At 68.2% G+C, this 21536-nt stretch carries 20 protein-coding genes; 3 read left to right on the top strand and 17 right to left on the bottom strand.

What is annotated here, in order from left to right; genetic code table 11:
- The first annotated feature begins 4 nt into the window (after nucleotides 1-4).
- Both ACZ7J0_RS20385 and ACZ7J0_RS20390 read left to right on the top strand, forming a co-directional pair.
- Entirely contained in the window at nucleotides 5-598 is a 594-nt protein-coding gene (locus ACZ7J0_RS20385) for a hypothetical protein (protein WP_470889201.1), read from the top strand.
- A gap of 82 nt (nucleotides 599-680) precedes the next feature.
- A complete protein-coding gene (locus tag ACZ7J0_RS20390; protein ID WP_470889203.1) occupies nucleotides 681-1136 on the top strand; it encodes a DUF3592 domain-containing protein in 456 nt (151 codons plus the stop codon).
- 46 nt (nucleotides 1137-1182) lie between these two features.
- Here the strand turns inward: ACZ7J0_RS20390 and ACZ7J0_RS20395 are convergent, their stop codons facing one another.
- The 17 genes from ACZ7J0_RS20395 to ACZ7J0_RS20475 all read right to left on the bottom strand — a co-directional run bounded on the left by ACZ7J0_RS20395 (nucleotide 1183) and on the right by ACZ7J0_RS20475 (nucleotide 19300).
- On the bottom strand, nucleotides 1183-2223 hold the full coding sequence (locus ACZ7J0_RS20395) for a hypothetical protein (protein WP_470889205.1): 1041 nt from the start codon (nucleotides 2221-2223) through the stop codon (nucleotides 1183-1185).
- Nucleotides 2216-3190, bottom strand: coding sequence for a hypothetical protein (locus ACZ7J0_RS20400; RefSeq protein WP_470889207.1), 975 nt, complete (start codon nucleotides 3188-3190; stop codon nucleotides 2216-2218). The genes ACZ7J0_RS20395 and ACZ7J0_RS20400 overlap by 8 nt, the downstream gene beginning before the upstream one ends.
- Before the next feature lie 178 nt (nucleotides 3191-3368).
- A complete protein-coding gene (locus tag ACZ7J0_RS20405; protein ID WP_470889209.1) occupies nucleotides 3369-5876 on the bottom strand; it encodes a hypothetical protein in 2508 nt (835 codons plus the stop codon).
- A 1335-nt stretch (nucleotides 5877-7211) separates the two neighbouring features.
- Complete coding sequence (locus tag ACZ7J0_RS20410; RefSeq protein ID WP_470889288.1) at nucleotides 7212-7865, bottom strand: OmpA family protein; 654 nt, start codon at nucleotides 7863-7865, stop codon at nucleotides 7212-7214.
- Nucleotides 7866-7873: 8 nt separating this feature from the next.
- Entirely contained in the window at nucleotides 7874-8470 is a 597-nt protein-coding gene (locus tag ACZ7J0_RS20415) for a hypothetical protein (protein ID WP_470889211.1), read from the bottom strand.
- A gap of 28 nt (nucleotides 8471-8498) precedes the next feature.
- Nucleotides 8499-9179, bottom strand: coding sequence for a pilus assembly protein TadG-related protein (locus ACZ7J0_RS20420; protein WP_470889213.1), 681 nt, complete (start codon nucleotides 9177-9179; stop codon nucleotides 8499-8501).
- Nucleotides 9176-9424 carry a hypothetical protein gene (locus ACZ7J0_RS20425; protein ID WP_470889215.1) on the bottom strand — a complete coding sequence of 83 codons (249 nt, stop codon included), beginning with the start codon at nucleotides 9422-9424 and terminating at the stop codon, nucleotides 9176-9178. The genes ACZ7J0_RS20420 and ACZ7J0_RS20425 overlap by 4 nt, the downstream gene beginning before the upstream one ends.
- Nucleotides 9425-9666: 242 nt before the next feature.
- Nucleotides 9667-10782: a response regulator gene (locus tag ACZ7J0_RS20430; protein ID WP_470889217.1), complete on the bottom strand. Its 1116-nt coding sequence runs from the start codon at nucleotides 10780-10782 to the stop codon at nucleotides 9667-9669.
- Between the two features lie 41 nt (nucleotides 10783-10823).
- Entirely contained in the window at nucleotides 10824-12164 is a 1341-nt protein-coding gene (locus ACZ7J0_RS20435; RefSeq protein ID WP_470889219.1) for a sensor histidine kinase, read from the bottom strand.
- A 61-nt stretch (nucleotides 12165-12225) separates the two neighbouring features.
- Entirely contained in the window at nucleotides 12226-13110 is an 885-nt protein-coding gene (locus ACZ7J0_RS20440) for a DUF5936 domain-containing protein (protein ID WP_470889221.1), read from the bottom strand.
- Nucleotides 13111-13121: 11 nt separating this feature from the next.
- A complete protein-coding gene (locus ACZ7J0_RS20445) occupies nucleotides 13122-14060 on the bottom strand; it encodes a type II secretion system F family protein (protein ID WP_470889223.1) in 939 nt (312 codons plus the stop codon).
- A gap of 10 nt (nucleotides 14061-14070) precedes the next feature.
- Nucleotides 14071-15405: a CpaF family protein gene (locus ACZ7J0_RS20450; protein ID WP_470889225.1), complete on the bottom strand. Its 1335-nt coding sequence runs from the start codon at nucleotides 15403-15405 to the stop codon at nucleotides 14071-14073.
- 42 nt (nucleotides 15406-15447) lie between these two features.
- Entirely contained in the window at nucleotides 15448-15822 is a 375-nt protein-coding gene (locus ACZ7J0_RS20455) for a TadE/TadG family type IV pilus assembly protein (RefSeq protein ID WP_470889227.1), read from the bottom strand.
- A 3-nt stretch (nucleotides 15823-15825) separates the two neighbouring features.
- Nucleotides 15826-16260, bottom strand: a complete 435-nt coding sequence (locus ACZ7J0_RS20460; protein ID WP_470889229.1) for a TadE family protein — start codon at nucleotides 16258-16260, stop codon at nucleotides 15826-15828.
- A gap of 3 nt (nucleotides 16261-16263) precedes the next feature.
- Nucleotides 16264-17547, bottom strand: coding sequence for an AAA family ATPase (locus ACZ7J0_RS20465; protein ID WP_469119022.1), 1284 nt, complete (start codon nucleotides 17545-17547; stop codon nucleotides 16264-16266).
- 7 nt (nucleotides 17548-17554) lie between these two features.
- Nucleotides 17555-18259: a Flp pilus assembly protein CpaB gene (cpaB, locus tag ACZ7J0_RS20470; protein ID WP_468714519.1), complete on the bottom strand. Its 705-nt coding sequence runs from the start codon at nucleotides 18257-18259 to the stop codon at nucleotides 17555-17557.
- A 156-nt stretch (nucleotides 18260-18415) separates the two neighbouring features.
- The gene (locus tag ACZ7J0_RS20475; RefSeq protein ID WP_470889290.1) at nucleotides 18416-19300 is read right to left on the bottom strand and encodes a hypothetical protein; all 885 of its coding nucleotides are present in this window, start codon (nucleotides 19298-19300) and stop codon (nucleotides 18416-18418) included.
- A gap of 542 nt (nucleotides 19301-19842) precedes the next feature.
- Between ACZ7J0_RS20475 and ACZ7J0_RS20480 the strand changes: the two genes are divergently transcribed.
- Entirely contained in the window at nucleotides 19843-21516 is a 1674-nt protein-coding gene (locus ACZ7J0_RS20480; RefSeq protein WP_470889292.1) for a chitinase, read from the top strand.
- The last annotated feature ends 20 nt before the right edge of the window (nucleotides 21517-21536 follow it).

Consider the following 21536-nt stretch of genomic DNA (forward strand, 5'->3'; position numbering starts at 1 on the left):
AACGATGACGTCGTACTTCCGTACGTACTCCAGGGCGCTGGGCGGCGCGGTCGCGGCGGCCGTCGGTCTGGCCCTCCTGACCGGCTGCGGCACCGGCGGCGACGCCGCGGCCGTCCCCGGCGGATGGGGCACGCTCGACACCAAGAGCCTCTCGGTCGGCTACCCGAAGGACAAGGGGTACGCCGAGCAGCCGGCGGCCGAGCGCAGCAAGAGCAACGCGGCGGTCGCGCTGAAGGAGGAGGGCGGCCTGCGCACGGGCATGGTCTCCGTCCAGCTGAACTTCGCGACCGGCGTCGACGACGCGGCGGAGGCGGGGACGGCGGCGGGCGCGGTCATCGGGCTCGGGGCGACCCGGGAGGAGTCCAGTGACGTGACGCTCGCCGGTGAGGAGAGCGCGTCACAGGCCCGCCGGATCAACTACTCCTTCACCTCGACCGGCGAAGAGCGCACCCCCGCGAAGGGGACCCGGATGACGGGTGTCATGGTGGCCGGGGTGGATTCGAAGGGCGTGCCCTTCCTCGTCCGGGTCAACGCGGTCCAGGGCGCGCTGTCGGAGGACGAGCTCGACTCGTTCGTGGAGTCCATCACCGTCAAGTAGCCAATCGGCCACGTCGGCAGCGGGCAGCGGACAGCGGACAAGCGGCGATCAGGCAGCGCAGAGAACTGGGGCTGAGACATCCATGCAGATCCTCCCGGGTGGCGAGGCGACGTTCTTCCTGCTCTTCGGCCTGTTCCTCGGCCTCTTCGCCGTTCGGTCGGCGCTGCGCCTCGCGCGGGTGCTGCGGCTCGTCCGGCGAGGGGAGCGCGCCGACGGCTGGTGCGCGGAGCGGAAGGTCGAGGACCGGGGCCCGGGCAGTGAACGGTCGTACGTGACCAGGTATGTCTTCGCGTTCCGCACGCCGGGCCCGGAAGGCCGCGAGATCCGCTTCACCGACCATGCCCCGGGGCCCTTCGGCTTCGAGGTGGGGGCGCCGGTCCGGGTCTCGTACGACCCGAGGGACCCGGAGAAGCGGGCCACGGTGGCGGGGCCGGGGGCATGGGGTCCGCTGCTGGCGCCGGCGGCGTTCGCGGCGGTGCTGAGTGTGCTGACGCTGGTGCTGCTGTACGGATTCGTGGCGATGAACGGGTGGGTGTGACCCACTGACGCGGACGGGCCCCGGCGTGAGCCGGGGCCCGTCCGCGTCACCGCGCCTGCTCCCTGATCTCGGGCGGCACGCCCTCGTCGGCGAGGATCCGGTCCCGGGCCTCCCTGCTGCCGGGCATCTCGTCGGCGACCCAGAGGAGCTTGACGGCGGCGTCGGCGGCGAAGTTGCGCCGGACGAAGCGTTCGGCCATCTCGGGGATCCAGGGAGCCTCGGCGCCCAGGAGGCCTTGGTGCCCGGTGAGCCAGTCGAAGACCTGCTCCGTGTGCCAGGCCGCGAGCCGCGTCGTCCAGCGTTCGTCGAAGTCCTCGGGGACGTCGAAGCCGAGCACTTCGCACTCGCGCTGCGCCTCGGCCATGCGCTCACCGGTGACATGCCCCGGCGTCGGCATCAGCGCCCACATCACTTGGCGGACATCGAGCCACTGCGGACGCTCGTCCCAGTCCTCGTCGTAGTCCCCGTCCCACTCGGACGGCGGCTCGGGAAATTCCAGCCGCTCCGCCGGAAGCAACTCCTCCAGTACGGTGCGCGCCCGAGCGAAATTCTGGGGCGTTGAAGGCGCGTGCGCCTTCCACTCCCCCCGCGACGCCGGCAGAAGCAGCCCCTCGTGAGCGGCGACCGGCTGCGCTGCTCGGGCTTCATAGTCGGCCCGCCGCAGTCGGATCAGCCGCTCTCTCGCGTAGAGCCTGGAGTACTCGTCCACCGATTCGTCCCGCGCAAGCCGGAGCAGTGCCCTCTCACCGAAGGGTCTACCCAGCGCAGAGAGTAGCCCTAGCGCGTTGAAAGCGACCAACTGTGCCCGGACATACCGCTCCGCCAGTTCCGCGGCCTCGGACTCTACTTCCGCTCCACCGCTCACCACCTCCTCGTGCACCGACCCAAAGGCGTCGTACGCACGCCTGGCAAGCGCTTCACGGGTGCGATGCGACCCGAACTTCTCCCGCTGCTCCTCGGTGAGCGGAAGGTCCGGCTCCCGCTCGGTCCGCTCGTAGAGCTCCCAGAGCTCCTCCGTCCAGCCGAGAGTGAGCGGCGGAAGCGCCGAAAGTACGTCGGCGAGTGCTTCCCGTGCAGGGCTACGCATCGGGCGAGTTCACCTTCTCGGCCTCCTCCGCGATCCAGGTGGCGATCCAGCCCACCCACCGCGCGATGAACTCCCGCTCTTCCTCGGTCCCGGCCTGCGCCGGAATGCCCGGGACGCCCAGGAACCGGCATTCCCGCAACGCTTCCGCCATCCGCTCCCGTGTCACGAGTCGCGGGTAGGGGAGCAGCGAGCGGAGCACGGTACGGATCTCCACCCATTGCGGCTTCTCCTCCTCGCCCTCCTCGTCCCAGTCACTGTCGGGACCAGGGGTATCCCCCCGGCGGAGCGGCTCGCACGCCGCGAACACCTCGGCCGCATACTTCCGGACATCCTCATCCGCACCTGGGCCCTCCCACACAAAGCCGCGATCCCAGGAATACGGCAGCTCCCGCACCGCCGGCGGCAGCAGCGGCTCATCGCCCCCGACCGGCGGCGCCGCGGCTCTCGCCGCATACCGGGGGCGCCGCAGTTTCCACAGCCACTCACGGGCCCACGCACGATGATGCTCAAAGAGGTGCTCCGTATGGGCGATACGCCACAGCGCGTCCTGGGAGCGCTCGCCCCCCAGGGTGTACAGCAGCGTCACCCCTTCGAGGACCTCGACCTCTTCGCGGGCACTGAGCTCGCCGAGTTCCCGCGCCCGCTCCGTATCCCGCAGTACGTCCGCGTGCCGCGCGAGCCAGCCGAGCGCGTCATGTGTGAGCCCTCGGAGAAGGGATGCCGCCCACCACCCCGCCATCTCATGGAGCATCCGACCGTCCACCGCAGTGCCGCCCCGGGCCGGGGAGTACCAGTGCCTGAATTCGGCCGCGAAGGCATCCGTGTTCACCTCCTCAAAGGTCGGCATGAGGTGATTGAGCCGGGTGCCGGACGCCTCCTCGAAGGCCCAGTACAACTCCCAACCGGCCTCGGGCCAGTCTGGCGCCGGCCCAAGGGCACGCCGGGCGGCCACCGCCGCCTCGACCACTCCGTATACCTCCTGCTCCCGCTCGGGGGTGTACGGCAGCTCACCAACGGTCGCTCTCCGCCGGAACGTCGTGTCGCACCAGGGTGCCGTCAGCCCGCGCACGGTGGCAGGCAGCAGTGGATCGCTCAACGGTGGTCGGTTCCTCTCCGGTCCGGCGTGTGTCCGCGGGCAGCCGGGCTCATTCGACGCCCAGCTCCCTCATGACCTCATGGGGATCCCTCTTACCGAGATCCCGGATGTAGGCCTCCTTGGCAGCCGTGTCCATCCCGCTGGTCCGCTGCTGTACGGCGCGATCCATCTCCTTCAGCTGCTGGGGGGTGAAGTCCTTGCCGGCGACGCGCAGGCCCACATTGTGCTCCGCCATCTTCCCGGCGGGCGTGCCTTCCGGCCGGACCCGGAGTTCCGCCTTCTTGCTCTTCACCTTCTGGAACCGGTCGAAGATCTTGGCCCAGCCATTCTGTGTCTCGATCTCGTAGCGCGCCAGACGGGCGGGCTGACCGGCGGCGTTCCCCGCCTGCCAGTCTCCGAGTGCCTCGATCTGCTTGAACGTGGAAGCCTGAGTCGTCCCGTTGCCGGTGTTCTTGACCTCTAGGACGTGGTCGCGCCCGTCCTTGCCCCGGTACATGACATCGGCGTCCGAGATGGTGGAGGCGTCGAACTCCCCGCCAGTTCCGTCGGGTGCCGTCAGACGCTTGCTCTCCTTCCCCAGCGCGGAGTAGATGCGGGTCCCTTCCGCCGCTTCGTTCGCCGCCCTCCTTGCGGTGTTCACCTCTGCCAGCGCCTCGGCGAGCTTGTCCTTGTCCGGAGCGTTCAGCACCTTGTAGATGAGCTTCTCGCGACTCATGCCGTCGACACGTTTGTCCCGCAGGAGCTCGTTCACGTCGTCGAGCGCGTCCGCGGCCTCTTTCTTGGTGTACTCCTTGGAGTCCCAAAGCTCTCTGTCCTTGGCCCTCGCAAGGAACCCGTCCAGCGCAGAGACTTGGACGTTCACCTTGTCCGGAGGCGTGTCCTTCTTGGCCGTGCTCAGGGCGTCGCGCAGCAGTGCTTCGCGGGCGTCGAGCGCCTCCTGCTGGGCCGCGCGCTCCTCCTTGACGTCATCGTCGTCGGGGCCGCAGCTGTTGTCCGTACGGAAGGTGGCGGGAACCGCGCCGGTCCCGTGGAACACGGCCGGCGTCGCGCTGGTCGCGCTGCCGGGCTCCTGGGAACGCACCGAGGCCGTACTCATGCGCCCGGAGGCCATCGCCAGGTTCGCGCACTGCTTCTTCTGGTCCTTGCGCGCCTTTTCGGCAGCCTCGTCGGCGTGCTTCTGTGCTTCGTCGGCGAACTTCTTGGCGTTGCCGGGCTCGTTGCGCTTGAGGTACTCGCGGGTCTTCTCCGCCGCCTCGGCGGCCTTGCCCACGCGCGTGTTCGGGAAGTTGCGCTTCTTGCCGACGTCACCCATCCGCGTCAGCTTCTTGATGCTCTTGGGCGTGAAGATGCCGACGATGCCGAGGGCGGTGTTGCCGATGGACGCGCCCTTGTTGCCCTTCTTCCAGTTCTCCTTGTCGACGAACATGTCGACCGCGAAGTCGATGACGAAGTCCTCGCCCTTGTCCGCGGCCTCATAGCCGGCGCCGAACCAGTTGCCGTCCTTCCACTTCTTGGAGACCCCGCCGCCTTCCTTCTTCCACCAGTCCTTGGTGTAGGTGCGGATGCCCTCGACGGTGTCGGTGACGACCTTCTTGGGATTGGTCGCCATGGCGTAGGTGTCGTTGATCAGACCGGTGAACGGGGCGACGAAGAAGCCCCGGGTGTGGTCCCAGAGGGTCCTGTCGTGCCGCTCCTCGGGAATGAGCGGCTCGTCCGGGTCCTCCTTGAAGTCGTCGTTGTCGACCTCGCGCTCGAGGGGGCCGGGGGCGACGGGAACGGTGTCGTTCTCGCTCATGGTGACGATGTCGGCGGTGCCGGTCTGCGTACCGCCGGAGCCACCGGCACCGCCGGTGCCGCCCGTGCCGCCGGAACCGCCCGTGCCGCCGGTCGCGCCTCCGTTCTCCGCGGGGTCGCCGGCCTCGACGTCATCGCCGCCGCTGTCCCCGGAACCCCCGGAGCCGCCTCCATCGCCTGAACCGCCGCAGTCACCGCCGCCTCCTATGCGGCATACCTGCGCACCGATCCTGGTCGTCAGATCCGATCCGATGCCGGTGGCCACCAGCGCCCCGACCACCGCGACTACGACCAGGATCAGACCGAGATACTCCAGGGCCGTCTGCCCCTGGTCCCGTCGCCAGAGGATCATCCGCTCGATCCGGAAGCCCCGCGGCCGCTCCCGGTCCTCGGGTTCCAGCTCGAACCACTCGCGCACGTCGGGGCGGCGCAGCAGCATGATGACGGCGACCGGGATCGCTGCCTGGGTCAGGCCCCGGTAGTCCAGGTGGAGCAGGGAGACGAACGAGAGCCAGAGCAGCCAGCCCTGGACGATGATCAGGCCCCGCCTGGTGCGTGCTCCGCCGTGCCACGCGCGCCGTGCGAGCCAGATGCCGAGGATGCTCGGCAGGCAGTCGTAGAGCAGGGTGCCGAACAGCTCGCCGTTGTAGTAGGTCATCATCGACAGCACCGTCAGCACGTACAACGTGCTCAGCGCGATCTGCGCCCACTGCAACGCCTGGACCCACAGCAGTCCGCGCGGCAGCGGCGTGCGACCGCCCACCCCGGCTCCCGGCACTCCACCGCCGGGCCCCCACGTGCCCGCACCTACGCCTGCGGCCCCGGCCGCTCTGGCATTCGCTGCCTGGGCCACAGACTCGGCCCATCCCCCGTACGCACCGTTCATACTCGTACACTAATGCGAAGTGGCGAGTTCTCGCACTTGACCTTTACCCCAATTGCCCAGCGCCGAGCGCCACTTCACGCCTGGTCGGGACTCCAGCAGCCACAACGGGTTCAGCTCACATGCGGACTTGTCGCAGGGTTATCCACAGGGAATGCCGATCTCGCCCGTACCAGGGACCGTTACTCCATGAGGGAGTTGACGACGCTTACGAGAGGTGGGGTGCTCCTCACCTCGCGCGCACGGGATGCGGGCTGGTCGCGGGGCCGGCTGAACCGGCGGCTGCGCGCCGAAGGCTGGGAACCGATCTGCCGGGGCGCCTGGGCCGTCCCCGGCAGAGCCGTGGACTGGGAGTGTCGCGCCCGTACTGTGCAGATACTGCGCCCCCGCGCGGTCTGCAGCCACCGCTCCGCCGCGCTGCTGCACCGCATCGAACTCCTCGACGAGGGGAGCGGCGAGAGGCGCGACGAGGGAAGCTTCCCCGAGATGACCGACCTCGCCGATCCGGCCAAGGACGGCTTGACGACACGCAGGGGACTGCGGGCGACGACACCGGCCCGCACCGTGGGCGACCTCATGCGGGGCGGCTCCCGCGAGGAGGCCGTCGTGGCCGCCGACTCGGCTCTCGCGCGCCGCACCGTACGGGGAGTCCGCAGGCCCCCGGTCGTCCACTTGGACGAGCTGCGGAGGGAGCTGGCAACCCGCCAGAACGGAGCGGTACGCGCCCGCCGCTGGCTCCCCCTCACCGACCCCCGCTCCGGGTCGCCGGCCGAGACGATCGCCAGGCTCCGGATGCACGACGCCGGCCTGCACCCGGAAACCCAACCACCCCTCCACGCGCCGACCGGCCGTCTCCTCCGCCCCGACTTCCTCTTCCGCGCCGAGGGCCTGGTCGTCGAGATCGAGGGCTACGCCTTCCACCACACCCGCGAGTCCCACGAACGCGACACCCGCCGCTTCAACGACCTCCAGGACTGCCCGGGGGTGCGCCGGGTCCTGCGCTTCACCGCGTCCACGGTCTTCCACCGCCCCGAAGCAATGATCACCGCGATCCGCACGACCCTGGCCGGCCTCACCGCCGACGCCACGACTCCCGCCCTCGCGACGACCGGCCGATCAGTGACGACCGCGGCCAGCGGGCCCGCTCACGTACTGCCATGCGAAGGGCCCGGCCCCCGACCAAGTCGGTGGGGCCGGGCCCTTCGTACGGCCAGGTCAGCTCTGGGAGCCCGAACTGCGCGGGAAGGAGACTTCCACGCGGCGGTTCTTCTTCCGGCCTTCCTCCGTGCTGTTGTCGGCAATCGGGTACTGCTCGCCATAGCCCCGGATCTCGAACGTGATCGTCGATCCGAGCTCCTTGGACAGCACGCCGTGCACTGCCTCAGCGCGCTGCTTGGAGAGCACGTCACCGTGGGCGGAGGAACCGAGGTTGTCCGTGAAACCGAAGACTCGGACCTTCGTGGCGTTCTGCTTCTTGATCTCCGCGGCGATGGCGGCGATCCGCGCATTGGCGGCGGAGCTCAGCGTCGCGCTGTCCTTACCGAAGAGCACCTCGGCCTGCAGCGCGAACTTCACATCGGAGTTGGTGTCTTCACGACGCTCCTCGCCGCCCTCGTCCTCGATCACCTGAATGATGTCGAGAACCTTGGCCGGCGCCAGAGTGCCGCCTTCCGCCATCTTGAGGTCAGGGTCCGTAGCGTCCACCTTTACGGGCGGCTGCGCCGATGCCTCAGTTCCCGGAGGAACGCTGGGGCCGTCATCGGCTACTGCGGTCGTGACACCGAAGATGGTCGCACTGGTCATCAGAACGGCTGCGAGAGCTGGCGCCGCCCATTGCGCTGACCTGATTCGCGAACGGTGAACGGTCATGTCGGCCATCACCCAGAGATCTTCAGCGAGGTGACGCCGAACGACGGGAGGTTGAAATCAACCTCACTAGTGCTGCTGGGCGGTGCCGGGAACTGCATGAACACAGGAGTCGAGTCCCCAGCCGCAACCGGCGTGATGGCAGTGGTGCACAGGCAACGGCCATCCGTGTCCCGCAGCACGTAGTAACGCTTCTTACCGACCTTGTCGATCAGCATGGCTCCAGCAACGGAATTGGGGTTCTTGGAAACGATGGCGAGCTCCGAGCCTTCCATCCCATTCATACTGCGGGACTGGGTGCCGGTATTCTTGATCTCACCGCTGACCGTGACGAAGCCTCCGGAGTCACGCTTCACCTGATTGACAATCAATACCAGCCCGACCTGCCCCTTGATCTCGGCCAGTTTCACATTCGGGTCTACCTTGTCCCCGGCAGCCGTGTCAGGCTTCGACCCTTGGTTACCCGCGGGCTTCGAGGCCGGGGCGCCCTCGTTGGGCTTGCCGCTGCCGTCATCACCGCCACAAGCGGACACCGCAAGGGCCAACACCGCTGCGGTGGAGACAGCTGACACTAGCCTTCGAGTCTTCGTAGTACGCCGAATGTTCATGGATACTGCTTCCTTTGTTCGTCGTTCGCTATGAGTCGATCAAGTGCACGGCGAAGAAGACTTCGGCCAACTCTTCCCAGATATCCGGATCGGTGGGGTCGAGCTTGAACTCGTCACGGCCGTCGCATTGGAACAAGAGAGGCCCTGGCTTGTCCTCATCCTTGTCCTTGCCTTTGCCCTTGTCCTTGTCAGGACCGTCACCCTTGCCCGGCTTCTCATCTTCCGTCTTGTCGGGCTTCCAAGTGCACCGGAACTCGATGACAGCCGTGGCTGTCGCCCTGGCATGCCTCTTGTCCGTGCCTGGTAGCACGGATTCGCCGACGGTGTAACGAGTCTCGACAGTGACAGCGAATTCGTCCACGCCGGGGCGACTGGATCGCTGACATCCGCTGGGCACCACATCAGAGCGGTTCTCCGCTGCGAAGCGCTGCGCCTGGAAGCACGGACGTCCACTGACCCGGTGATCATTGAGGAAGTCTTTGAGCCCACCGGGAAGGAGGAGCGCCGCTACGAATCCGGGGCCCATCTCATCCCTGGCTTCTTGGGCCGCTGCGAGCGCTGCTGCATCCGCGGCGCCCTGAGCGCCGTTTCGCACGGAAGCTGCCTTGCCGACCGCAAAGAAAGCGAACGCGAGAAAGAGCAGGCCCGCCACCATCATGATGTAGATGGGGAAGGCCTGCCCTCGATCGCTGCGAACGTACTTGCTCACTTGCCCGCAGTGATCGACGCAACCAGGCCGGTGATACGGGTCGTGATCGCACCACCGATGCCCGAGGCCACCATGCCACCGATGATCGCGACGACCACCAGGATGATGCCGAGGTACTCGAAGGCCGTCTGGCCGCGGTCCTTGGTCTCGTAGCGCTTCTGGATCTTGCTGACCGCGGTGTTGGCCCAGCCGTTGACGCGGACCTGGGTGTTGACGGCGGCCTTCAGCATGGTGTTGTTCGACATGGCGATCTCCTCCGGGTTCGGCCGACCGATTGTCGGCCGACGCGTAAGTCTCTGCGGTGTCTTCCGCGATACCGGCTTCCTCCTGGCCGGTGCCGCTTTCGACATGAGAAACGTACGCCGGAACACCCGGCCCACCAGAGGGTCCCAGGGCCCATTCCCGGGCCCAAAGAGAACCTTGGGCCCGCCCGGTCGCGGGCTGGGCCCCGAGGCCACCCTCGCGGCTCTCCGCCTGAACGCCCCGCTCAGCCATGGCTACCAGCCCCTCGTGAGCCGGGGCCCGCCTGGTCCGTGACCGGCGCCGTGCCGAGCCACCTGGCGATCGCCTCGCTGCGGCTTCCGCTCTGGAGCTTGGTGAAGATGCGGTTGATGTGGTTCTTGACCGTCTTCTCACTGATGAAGCAGGTGGCGGCGATCTGCTGGTTGCTCATTCCGGATGCAATCAGCTCCATGACCTCCACCTCCCGTGAACTCAGCCCGAAGGCTTCCCTGTTCGGGGACCGGTTCGAGCCCCCCATCGGTGAAGACTGTGCCATAAAAGGTTGCAGTTGCGAAAGTCCCTCGGCCTGTCGGACCGGTTGCGCCGTGGGTCGCGGCATCTCCGGAAGGGGACTGCGGGACTGCCCCCCGTGCCCTTGTACGGCCACGGGAACGTGCACGTCAGAGCCGGGCGTCTGGTACGGAACTCCGGACGTCAGGGCGGCGCCGAGCCCCTCCGGGAGCGGTTGGCCGCTTCCCGAACCGGGTGGGCCCTGACGCATGTGCTGCAGCAAGGCGTTCGCCGCCGTGGCCGTGAAGTGGGCACGGCCCAGCTTGATGTCTCGTACAGCTTGGACCAGCTGGTCGGCGGTGAACTCACCGTGGACCAGATAGCCCCCCGCGCCCAGGCGCAGCGCCTCGTGCACGATCTCGCTTTCGCGGCTGTACGTCAGCATCATCACGGGGGCGACCTGCACCAGATGCGGCAGCGCGGAGATGCCGTCCACGCCTGGCATACGGACATCGAGCAGGACCACGTCCGGCCGGTGTCGTACGGCGGCCTCGTAGGCGGCTCGGCCGTCGGCGGCCTCGCCCACGACTTCGATGTCCTGACGGCCGGAGAGCAGTACCCCCAGACCGGCCCGGACCACCGGGTTGTCGTCCGCCACGACGACCCGCAGCGGCGTCGGAGCCGGCATCTGGGGCGCGGCGGGGAAGGCGGGCATCGCTCCGGATGCCGCGGTCGGTGAGGGCGCGGACTGGTAACCGGCTGAGCTGTGTTCCGAGTTGAGCGAGGTGCCGTGCGAGGACGTGTGCTGGGAGACGTGGGTCTGGTGGTGGGCCCACTGCTGTCCCGATGCGCGGGAGATGTCGTCCGGCATTCTGCGGCCTCCTCTCAGGGTGTTGGGGACGATGGAGCGGGTCATTGGAGCTGTGGTGCGTGGGGAGCGCTTTCCGACACGGCGGGTGGGGCTGCCAGCAGGGCGGCCACGGGGAGGTCCAGTCGGACCTCCGTGCCCGTCGCCGCGTGGCCCCGCCCGATCCGGATCCGTGCGCCGATCGAGGCTGCGCGCTCGACCATCCCCACGAGTCCGAAGTGGCCGGCCCGCTTGAGTTCGTCGAGCGTCGTGCCGAGGGGCAGGCCGCGCCCGTCGTCGTACACGCTCACCCGCAGGACGTCTCCGACGACCCCGACCGAGACATCGAGGTAGGTGGGGTGCGCGTGCCGGTGCGCGTTCTCCATCGCTTCGGAGGCGATGGTGAGCAGTTGCCTGGCGACGACCTGCGGCACCGGCGGCACCGGGGCGTCGCCGAGGTGCCGGAAGTTGGCCGGCATCCCGTGGCGGCGCGTGAAGTCCGTGGCCCTGGCCGACAGTTCACCGGTGACGTCGACGCCACCGTCCAGGCCGGAGTCCCGGCGCAGATCGGCCAGGAGCTCCCGGGACTCGGCCGCGGCCCGGCGGGCGGACCGGGCGACCAGCTCGGCTTGGTGCTTGACGGTGAGCGGGTCCATCCGGTCGGCGGAGTGGGCGAGACCGTCGGCGGCGAGTGCAAGACCGTGCAGGGTCTTGGCCACTGAGTCGTGCATCTCGCGGGCGAGCCGGGACCTTTCACCCTCGATGGCGTCGTTGACCGCGAGCCGGGCGCGGGTCTCGGTGAGCGCCTGGCTCGCCGAGCCGAAGCGGAGCAGCAGATTGCGCAGGGTGACGCCGACCGCGCCCGCGATGACGCAGAAGCCAGGAAGCAGGAGGACGGTGGCGTCATCGGCTTCCAGCGTCTTGTCGGCGCCGTAGATCAGGAAGACGACCAGCGTCTGGAGTACCGCGAAGACGGCGGCTCCGCGCCAGCCGTAGACCAGTCCGGCCAGGAGCGGCGTGCAGACGGTGACATAGGCGAGGGTTGACTCGGGCGTTCCCGTGATGAGCAGCAGTGCGCCGAAGACCGCGTCCACAGCGAGGAGCCAGGGGTGGCGCAGCAACAGGGGGCCGAATCGCTCCCAGTCGCGGAAGAGAGCGTAAGAACCCATGAAGGTGACGAGGATGGCCGCGCCGATCAGCCACATGGCCAGACCGGCGGCGGTGTTGTCGAGCGCGAAGGGGGCCGCGACGGCGATCATGGCGAGGCGGAAACCGAAGACCTGGCGGCACATCGCCTGGAGGGCGTTGACCTGGATGGTGAACGCCGGCCGGGACCCCGTGCCGGCCGAAGGCTCTGCTGCCTCCGGGGTCAGACCGCCCTGAATATCGCCCAGCTGAAATGCCATCGCACTGTCACCTCCTCCTGTTCGTCACAACCACCGTCCCAGGCCACTCTCCTCATCCCCGTCATCCACCCAGGAAGCTGAAGTCGACGTTGGCGCCGTACACGAAGCCGACGGTGAGCATCACGAGCGTTCCGGGCAGAAGGAAGGACGTCACCGCGAAGGTGGCCTTCGGGACGGCCTTGGCCGCCTTCCGGCGGGCGTTCTGCGCGTCGGTGCGGCGCATGTCATTGGCGATCTGGATGAGGGTGTCGACGATCGGTGCGCCCAGCTCCTCACCCTGCTGAAGCGTCGTGACGAACATCGCCACCTGCTCCGAGTCATTGCGCTTGCGCAGTTCCTCGAAGGCCTGTCGGCGGCTGACGCCCATGTCCATCTGGCGCAGGGTGATCCGCAGTTCGTCCGCCCAGGGGCCCTCGTACTTCTCCGCGACGCGCTCCAGAGCCTGGCGGAAGCCGAGGCCGGCGGAGACGACGACGGCGAGCACGTCGAGGAAGTCGGGAAGAGTCCGCTCGATATGGGCCTTCCGGACCCGGATGGCCGACGCGATGCCGACCTCGACCCAGAAGAAGCCGAACGCGAGCAGGATCAGCGTCATGAAGATTTGCCCGCGCATGAGGGTCGAGAGAGCTCCGAAAAGCCCGAGCGCTCCGTAGACGGCGCGACGCGCCGCGTATCGGTCGATCGTGAGACCGCCCGGATTACCGGCGAGGTCGATCTGGCGGCGCTTCTTGTTGACGGCCTTGGGACCCATCATCTTGAGCACACTGGGAGCCCAGCGCATGCCCATCCGGTCGATGCCGGACCCCACCGCACTCGTACGGGTGGATCCGACCTCGAGCGCGATGGCGAGGTCACCGGGAAGCTTGGCGTCCGCCCGGTACATGCGGATGCCGTGGATGATTCCGTACAGGGCCAGGCCCATGACGGCTGCAAGCAACAAGTCCATGTCCGCGCCCCTCAGACGTCGATACGGGACAGGCGACGGATCACGATGAATCCGATCGCGTAGAGGATGAGCGAGACGATGACCGCTCCCTGGCCGATGAAAGCGCCGGTCATGCGGTCCAGGGCGCCCGGCATCACCGCGTTCATCAGGAGCATCGCGCCCAGGCCGAAGCCCGGGACGGCATACGCGGTGACGGTGACCTGCGACAGCTGGGTCTTGACCTCACGCCGGGTCTCCTTGCGCTCCTCAAGCGTCTCGGTGAGGTTCCGCAGGGAGCTGACGACCGTACCGCCCGCCCGGTTGGACAGGACCAGGGTGGTGACGAGAACGACCAGCTCGCGCGAGGGCAGCCGCTCCGTCAGCTCGCTCAGCGCGTCGTCGAGCGATTCGCCGACCGCGAGTCGGCGGGCGACCCGTCGAAGCTCCTCACCCGCGGGGTCCTCCAGTTCCTCCGCCGCCATGCCGATGGCGGTACGGAGGGCGAGGCCGGCCTGCGTGGCATTGGCCAGGATGCGGGACAGCTCGGGCAGCTGGTTGATGAAGCGCTCGGTGCGCTTGGCCCGCTGCCAGGTCAGGAAGGTGTTCGCTCCCCACAGGCCGGCGAGTGCGGCCACGGGGCCGAAGAAGGCGGCCAGGATGGACGAGGCGACGAGCCATAGGCCGGCCGTTGCCGCGAGCGCGTACACGAAGAACTCGCCAGGGGTGATGTCCAAACCCGTGGCGGCGAGCTTCAGTTCGATTTTCCGGCCGAGGCCGGTCTTGCGCAGCCGGCGGTCGACACCCTGAAAGCGCCGATGGCGCCCTGCCACGGGTATCTGGCCTGTCGTCGAGAGCCGGGTGACCAGCGCTTCGCGTTCGGCCTTGCCCGTCGAGTACGACTGCAGGCCCCAGACGCCGAGCACGCAGCACAGCAGCGTGATGCCGATCGTGAGTGGTGCGAGATTGTCCATCGGGCGGTACCTAGTTGGCCTCTCGAGTTGCGAGCTGTTCGTCGGACGCGGCCACGCCGAACGCCTGTGGGATGGGCTGACTGGCCATGTAGAGGCGCTCGGCGAGACGCCGCGGAAGCGGAAGGTAGTGGAACTGGCCGTAGATCCGGCCGTCGGCGGCCATCGGCTGGGGCACGAAGCGAGCGAGGCTCACGATGCGGTAGGCGTCGCGTCCGTGCGAGTCGAGGAACGCGATCTCGGTGACCTTGCGGGATCCGTCCGCGTGACGGGTCAGCTGGACGATGACGTCGAGGGCGCTGTTGATCTGGTCGTGCAGCGCCTCGAAGGGAATCTTGATCTCGGACATCGAGGACAGTGTCTGCAGACGCATCAGAGCGTCCTCGGTGTTGTTGGCGTGGACGGTGGCGAGCGAACCGTCGTGACCGGTGGACATCGCCTGGAGCATGTCGAGGGCCTCGCCGCCACGGACCTCACCGACGACGATGCGGTCGGGGCGCATACGCAGGGAGTTGCGGACCAGGTCACGGATGGAGATCTGACCCTTGCCTTCGACGTTGGCCGGCCGCGACTCCAGACGGATGACGTGGGACTGCTGCAGTTGGAGTTCCGCGGAGTCCTCGATGGTGATGATGCGTTCGTCGTTCGGGATGAGCCCGGACAGCGCGTTGAGCAGCGTCGTCTTACCGGTGCCGGTCGCTCCGGAGACGATGATGTTGCACTTGGCCTGCACCAGCCCGGACAGCAGGATCAGCATCTGCTCGTCGATCGAGCCGAAGCCGATCATTTCCTGGAGTGTGAAGGCGCGGGGGAAGCGTCGGATCGTGAGGGTGGCGCCCGTCAGTGCCAGCGGCGGGATGATCACGTTCACACGCTCACCGCTGGGGAGGCGGGCGTCGACCATGGGATTCGCCTCGTCGACGCGCCTGTTGACGGTCGACACGATGCGCTCGATGGTCTGCATCAGCTGCTCGTGGGAGCCGAAGCGCATCGGCAGCTGTTCCACCTTGCCGCTGCGCTCGACGAAGATCTGGTCCGGTCCGTTCACCATGATTTCGGTGATCGAGGCGTCCTCGAGGAGAGGCTCCAGGATGCCGAGGCCGAGTGCCTCGTCGACGACCCGGCGGATCAGCTGGGAGCGCTCGATCGTCGAGAGGACCGGGCCCTCACGGCTGATGATGTGCCCGAGCACCCGCTCCAGCCGTGCGCGGCGGTCGGCAGCCGCCAGCGAGGACATCTCCGCGAGGTCGATCTCCTCGAGGAGCTTGGCGCGGTAGGTGGCCACCATGTGGCCGTCTTCCCGCCCGCCGTTCTCCTCGGGGGCGGTGATGCGTGCCCGCAGGCTCATGTGTGCAACTCCTCGGTCGAGCTGGGTCGTGCGTGTCTGTGGTCAGTCGACGGGCATGGTGGAACTGCGCTCTGCCCAGCCCCACTGGCCGTCGAGCCCCGGGATGACCGAAGGAACCTTGACCTTGGCGGTGTAGGTCACCGCGTCGCCGTTCCATGAGCCGTAGACGTCCGACTCGTCGGCCAGCCAGTCGCTGATGGCCGCTTTGCCGGCCTGCTTCGGAGTCAGTTCCGTCTTGTCCAGGGCTGCCGTACGTGCCGCCACGCGGGCCGCCGTACCGGCCTGGTTCGCCGTGTACGCGGCCACACCCAGCTGGATGGCGAGGAGCGCCACGATCAGCAGCAGCGGGATGAAGCCCACGTATTCCACGGCGACCTGGCCGCGGTCACTCCGTCGTACGCGCGCGATGTGCTTCATGTGTCAGCTCTCCCTCACGGCGGACGCCTCGGATGTGAGCGACCACTGCCAGTCGAGGGCTCCGGGCATCAACACCGGCACCGGCAGGCGCACAGTGGCCTTGATGAGTCCGTCGTGCGAGTTTTCGCACGTCGGGTCCGCGTCCTTGGCCCAGGCGTCCGGGAGGTCCTCCTTGGCCGCCTCCTTGCACTCCTCGAGCCAGCGGACGCTGTCGGACGTCGCTCCCTTGCGCGCCGCCACATCCGCCGAGTTGCTCGCCAGGCTGAACGTGTAGCCGATCAGCGCGCACTGCCACAGCGCCACCAGCAGCAGAATGATCAGTGGTGTCACGCCGACGAACTCGATCGCGGTCTGCCCGCGGTCCCTCGTCGCTCGGCGCGCCCGGGACGGCCGTATCGCCGCCGTCCCCTCTATGAGCCGTTCCCCCATGGTCGCCATCGCTCAGCGAGCCCCCTCGGTGTCGCCACGGCCCCCGGACTCTCCGCCGCGCCTCCGGCGGGGTCCGATCGAGCCTCGGTCGTTGCGGAACTTACCGCTCTTCTCTGCGCCCTCGGGGATCTTCACAAGACCCAACTCCCCTGCCAGGCCCCACAGGGCCTGCTTGACGACACTCTTCGCGTCCAGTTCGTGCATGCGGCCCGCGTCCACCGCGCCCTGGAGTTCCTTGAAGTTCGCGGGGATCGCCGTGCCGGCCAGCCTCGTGCCCGTGATCTTCTGGATCAGGGGCGGCTGGATCTCGGTGTTGCGGGAGTAGCGGTTGACCAGGGTGACCGTCTCCTCCGCCTTCCGGATCTGGAGGCGGTCCCACATCCGTACGACACGCTTGGCGCCCCGGACGGCGATCACGTCCGGGGTCGTCACCAGCAGTGCGATGTCCGCCATCTCGATCGCCGCCGCGTTGGCGCCGTGCATCTGGCTTCCGCAGTCGACGATCACGACCTCGTAGCGGGAGCGCAGGGCGCTGATGATCTGGCGGGCGGACCGGTCGCTGACCTCCTCGCCGCGTTCGCCCTCGCCCGGTGCGAGCAGCAGGGCGACGCCCGTCGAGTGGCTGAACACGGCGTCGGACAGCACGCGCGGCGAGATGTCCGAGATCGCGGCCAGGTCGACGATGGAGCGCCGGAACTGCACATCGAGGTACGAGGCGATGTCGCCGGCCTGGAGGTCCATGTCCACCAGGGCGACGTTCCGGCCCGACGCCCGTGCGGCGAGGGCCAGCTGGACCGCGGTCACCGTGGTGCCGACGCCGCCCTTGGCCCCGGTGACGGTGACGACCGTGCCGCCGGGGCCGGTGAAGACGTCTCCACCGGCTCCCAGGTGGCGGCGGACGCCGACCGACCACTGGGCCGCGGTCTGGACGCGGCTCGCCAGTTCCTCGTAGCTCAGGGGCAGCGAGACGAGCCCCCGGGCCCCCGAGTCCATGGCGGCCGAGAAGAGGCCGGGGCTGGCGTCGGCGGTGATCAGGACGACTCCCACGGCGGGGAATCGCAGGGAGACCTCCCGGATCAGCTCCAGTGCCGGCACCGGGCCGATCCGCTCGTGCACCAGCACGACCTCGGGCAGCTCGTCGAGCGACTCACCGGCGAGGCGCGCCAGGGTGTCGATGAGCTGTGTCGAGTCACCGACCGGGGACGCGGGCTCCGCGTCGGGCAGCTGGCTGAGCAGCGTGGTGACGGAGCGAGCCGCGTCGGCGTCACCGACGGCCGGGAGGATCCTGGTGGTCATCCAATCCTCACTTGTCCTTGTCGAGCGTGTACGTGCGGTCGCCCGGACGGATGGTCGTGTCGCTGCCGGGAGCGACCAGCGCGAGGCGTACGTGCTGAGCGAAGGACTCCGCGTAGGCGACGCGCTGCGTGTTCAGGGTGTTGAGGGCGAAGGTGATCGGTACGGCCTCGGTGGCCTGGTTCTTGCTGTCCTTGCCGGGCTCGAGGGCGGTGAGCTTGCCGACGTCGAGCACCTTGGCGTTGGAGACGATGACCTTCGACTGGGACGGCTCGCCGTCGCGCTCGCCCGCGAAGGTGGCGTAGATGTTCACCGTCGCGCCGGAGGTGATCTTGCCGGCGACACCGGTCGCCGCGTCGATCATGATCGCGATCTCCTGCTCACCGGGCTGCAGCGCCGGGCGCTTCACGATCATGTCGTTCTGCAGGAGCGATCCCTTGCGGAGATTAGTGACCGCGATCTTGCCCTTGATCTCGGCAAGGTCGGTCACCGCATTGTCCGAAAGCCACCGCTTCGGCATGGAAACTTTTTCGAACTGACTGGCGTTCAACGCGGTGTAGGGCGCCACATCGGACTTGAGCTCGTACGCCGAGACCTCGGGGCCGACCTTCGAGTTCACATCGCTGATCACCGAGAGCACGCCGGCGAAGGCGGCGAACGCGCACAGGACGGACAACAACAGGAGTATGACGCCGCGGCGCTGACGGGAGTTCATGGGCCGGACAAACCTCGTTCGGATGCGTGGGGCGGAACGGACAGGGGATGCGCGGTTGCGTAGGGGTGGTGCGTTGGGCATGGATCGGCCGTGACGTGCGCTGACGTACAGGCGAGCGGAGGAACATGGGGGAGCCCACGGCGGTGCGTGGGCCGGCTAGGACCCGGGGCGCGCCTGAGCCCCTTGGTTCAGGACACCCGAGGCGCTCGATTGGTTCTCGGTACCGGGAAGTGGTGACGAGCAGAATCCGCAGCGGTCGCCGATCAGCTCCATGCCACACCAGTGGCACTTCTCGCGCCGCACCGACGCGATGAGTTGATACAGGACGGAGATGTCCGGAAGGTACGCGACAAACTCGATCAGCTTCTGCGTACCCCACCAGCGGGCCGAGTCGGAGGGCAGCGCGGCGTCCTGCACGCCCTGGACCTGCCAGGACGGAACGAGGGTCGAGGTGACCCAGTCCGACTGCAGCTGGCCTTTCGCCACCAGCAATTGGGTGCCGAATTCGGGGCCTGCCAGCGGTCCGGATCCGGGGCCGATCTTGATGAGCTGCGGATTCGGTCCGGCCAGTACGGCGAACTGGGATCCGGGCACCCAGGACTTGGCGTGTGACTTCAGACTCACCGGAACGCGGTCGAGCTTGGCGACCGAGTTCAGTACCGCGCCCGCGTACACATAGTGGGCGAGCAGCCGCGCGGCGGAGGCGATCACGCCCGGGCTGAAGTCACAGATGGACAGCTGCCGCAACTGGCGGACCAGCACGGCAACACCGAGCGGCGGCAGATCCGTCCGCAAGAGCGCAATCCGGTCGCTTTCGAGCATACCCCGCACCGCATAGAGGCGTTGCTCCAAAGCCGGTGACACGGACGAGGGATAGACGACGATCACATAGCCGTGCTGCTCCAGCAGGATGTGCATCTCCGTCAGGGCGTCGTCCAGACGCTGGGCGTCGGTCGACTGGAAGACCGCTGCGGTCGGCGTCTGTTGATCCGTTGGCGGCAGCACCAGGTCAGCACTGGTGACCGCGATCGCTGTCGGCACGTTGAGTTCCCCGTTCACTCCGGTCTCCGGCTCCCCGGAAACCGCAGATCGCTTACTGCAAGATGCAGCTGCCCCGGCAGCTTATCCGCGACTTACTGACCGGTGAAACACCCATCCTTTGATCCCACAGGAGAGCATGCCGACCAACCGTCACTAAACGGTACGGATCGGACAGCACGTCCCCAAACATTCACGCTTTCCAAGATCGGCGCCGAAAGGTGAACATGCGACGATCCGCTAATGCGGCGGAGTGAATGGACGTCACCTTCACACACTCCTACAATTCGCGCCCCCAATTCCGCTCCCTATTACGGCGACAGGTCCACGCCCGGACGAGCGGCGTCAGAGGTCTTGACAACCCGATTGGTCTGGACCACCTTGTTGCCCCAGCGGTGGCCACCGTTCCGTACTCCTCCACACCCCCAACTCCCCCACCGGAGGCAGCAGTGGACCGCACCACCACACCCTCGCTCAGTCCGGACAGACCGGACGGAACAAGCAGCCCGGACAGACCCCGCGGACCGCGGGCCCGTGGACGACGGCTGGTCGGCGGGGTCCTCGCGGTCGCCGTCGGGGCCGGGATCGGACTGGTCGGCGGGGTCGGCAGCGCGCAGGCGGCCGATGTCAACGTGGCCAGGAACCCCGGGTTCGAGTCGGGGCTCGCCAACTGGAGCTGTTCCGCCGGCAGCGGGGCCGTCGTGGGCTCGCCCGTGCGCACCGGTGGCGGGGCGCTGAAGGCGACGCCCGGTGGCCAGGATCATGCCAAGTGCACGCAGGCCGTAGCCGTGAAGCCGAACTCGCGGTACACGCTGAGCGCCTGGGTTCAGGGCGGGTACGCGTATCTCGGGGCGAGCGGCACCGGGACCACGGACGTCTCGACCTGGACGCCCGACAGCTCCGGGTGGAAGCAGCTCACCACCAGCTTCACGACCGGCGCGAACACCACATCGGTGACCGTCTACACCCACGGCTGGTACGGCCAGAGCGCCTACTACGTCGACGACGTCTCCGTCTTCGGTCCCGACGGGGGCGGCGGGCAGGACCCCGACCCGGTCGTCCCGGCCACTCCGGCCGGTCTCGCGGCCGGGGCCGTGACGACGTCGTCCGTCGCGCTCAGCTGGAGCCCCGTGACCGGCGCCACCGGCTACAACGTCTACCGTGACGGCGCGAAGGTCCAGTCCGTCAGCGCGAGTGCGGCGACCGTGACCGGGCTCGCGGCCGGCACGACCTACCAGTTCCAGGTCTCCGCGACCAACGCGGCCGGCGAGTCCGCGAAGTCCGCCGCCGTGTCCGGCAGGACGAGCGACACCGGCGACCCGGGCCCCGGCCCCGCCGTCCCCAAGCACGCCCTGACCGGCTACTGGCAGAACTTCAACAATGGCGCGGCCGTGCAGAAGCTGCGGGACGTCCAGTCGCAGTACGACATCATCGCCGTGTCGTTCGCCGAGTCCACGGCCACGGCCGGCCAGATCACCTTCGCGCTCGACCCGGCGGTCGGTTACTCCTCCGTCGCCGACTTCAAGGCGGACATCGCCGCCAAGAAGACCGCCGGCAAGTCCGTCGTCCTCTCGGTCGGCGGCGAGAAGGGGAACGTCACCATCAACAGCGACGCCTCCGCGACCGCCTTCGCCGACAGCGCCTACGCGCTGATGCGGGAGTACGGGTTCAGCGGCGTCGACATCGACCTCGAGCACGGCATCAACTCCACCTATCTGACCAAGGCGCTGCGCCAGCTCTCCGCCAAGGCGGGGTCCGGGATGGTGCTCACGATGGCGCCGCAGACCATCGACATGCAGTCGACCTCGACCGAGTACTTCAAGACGGCCCTGAACGTGAAGGACATCCTCACGGTCGTCAATATGCAGTACTACAACAGCGGCTCGATGCTCGGCTGCGACGGCAAGGTCTACGCGCAGGGCTCGGTGGACTTCCTCACCGCGCTCGCCTGCATCCAGCTCCAGGGCGGCCTCGCCGCCTCCCAGGTCGGGATCGGGGTGCCCGCCTCGACGCGGGGCGCCGGCAGTGGCTATGTCGACCCGTCGGTCGTGAAGAACGCGCTGGACTGCCTGGCCCGGGGTACCGGATGCGGTTCCTTCAAGCCCGCCACGACCTACCCGGCCCTGCGGGGCGCGATGACCTGGTCCACCAACTGGGACGCGACCGCTTCGAACGCCTGGTCCAACGCCGTCGGACCGCACGTCCACAACCTGCCCTGACGGAGCGCCCGCCGGGCAGG

The organism is Streptomyces sp. NPDC038280 (genome assembly GCF_055600045.1).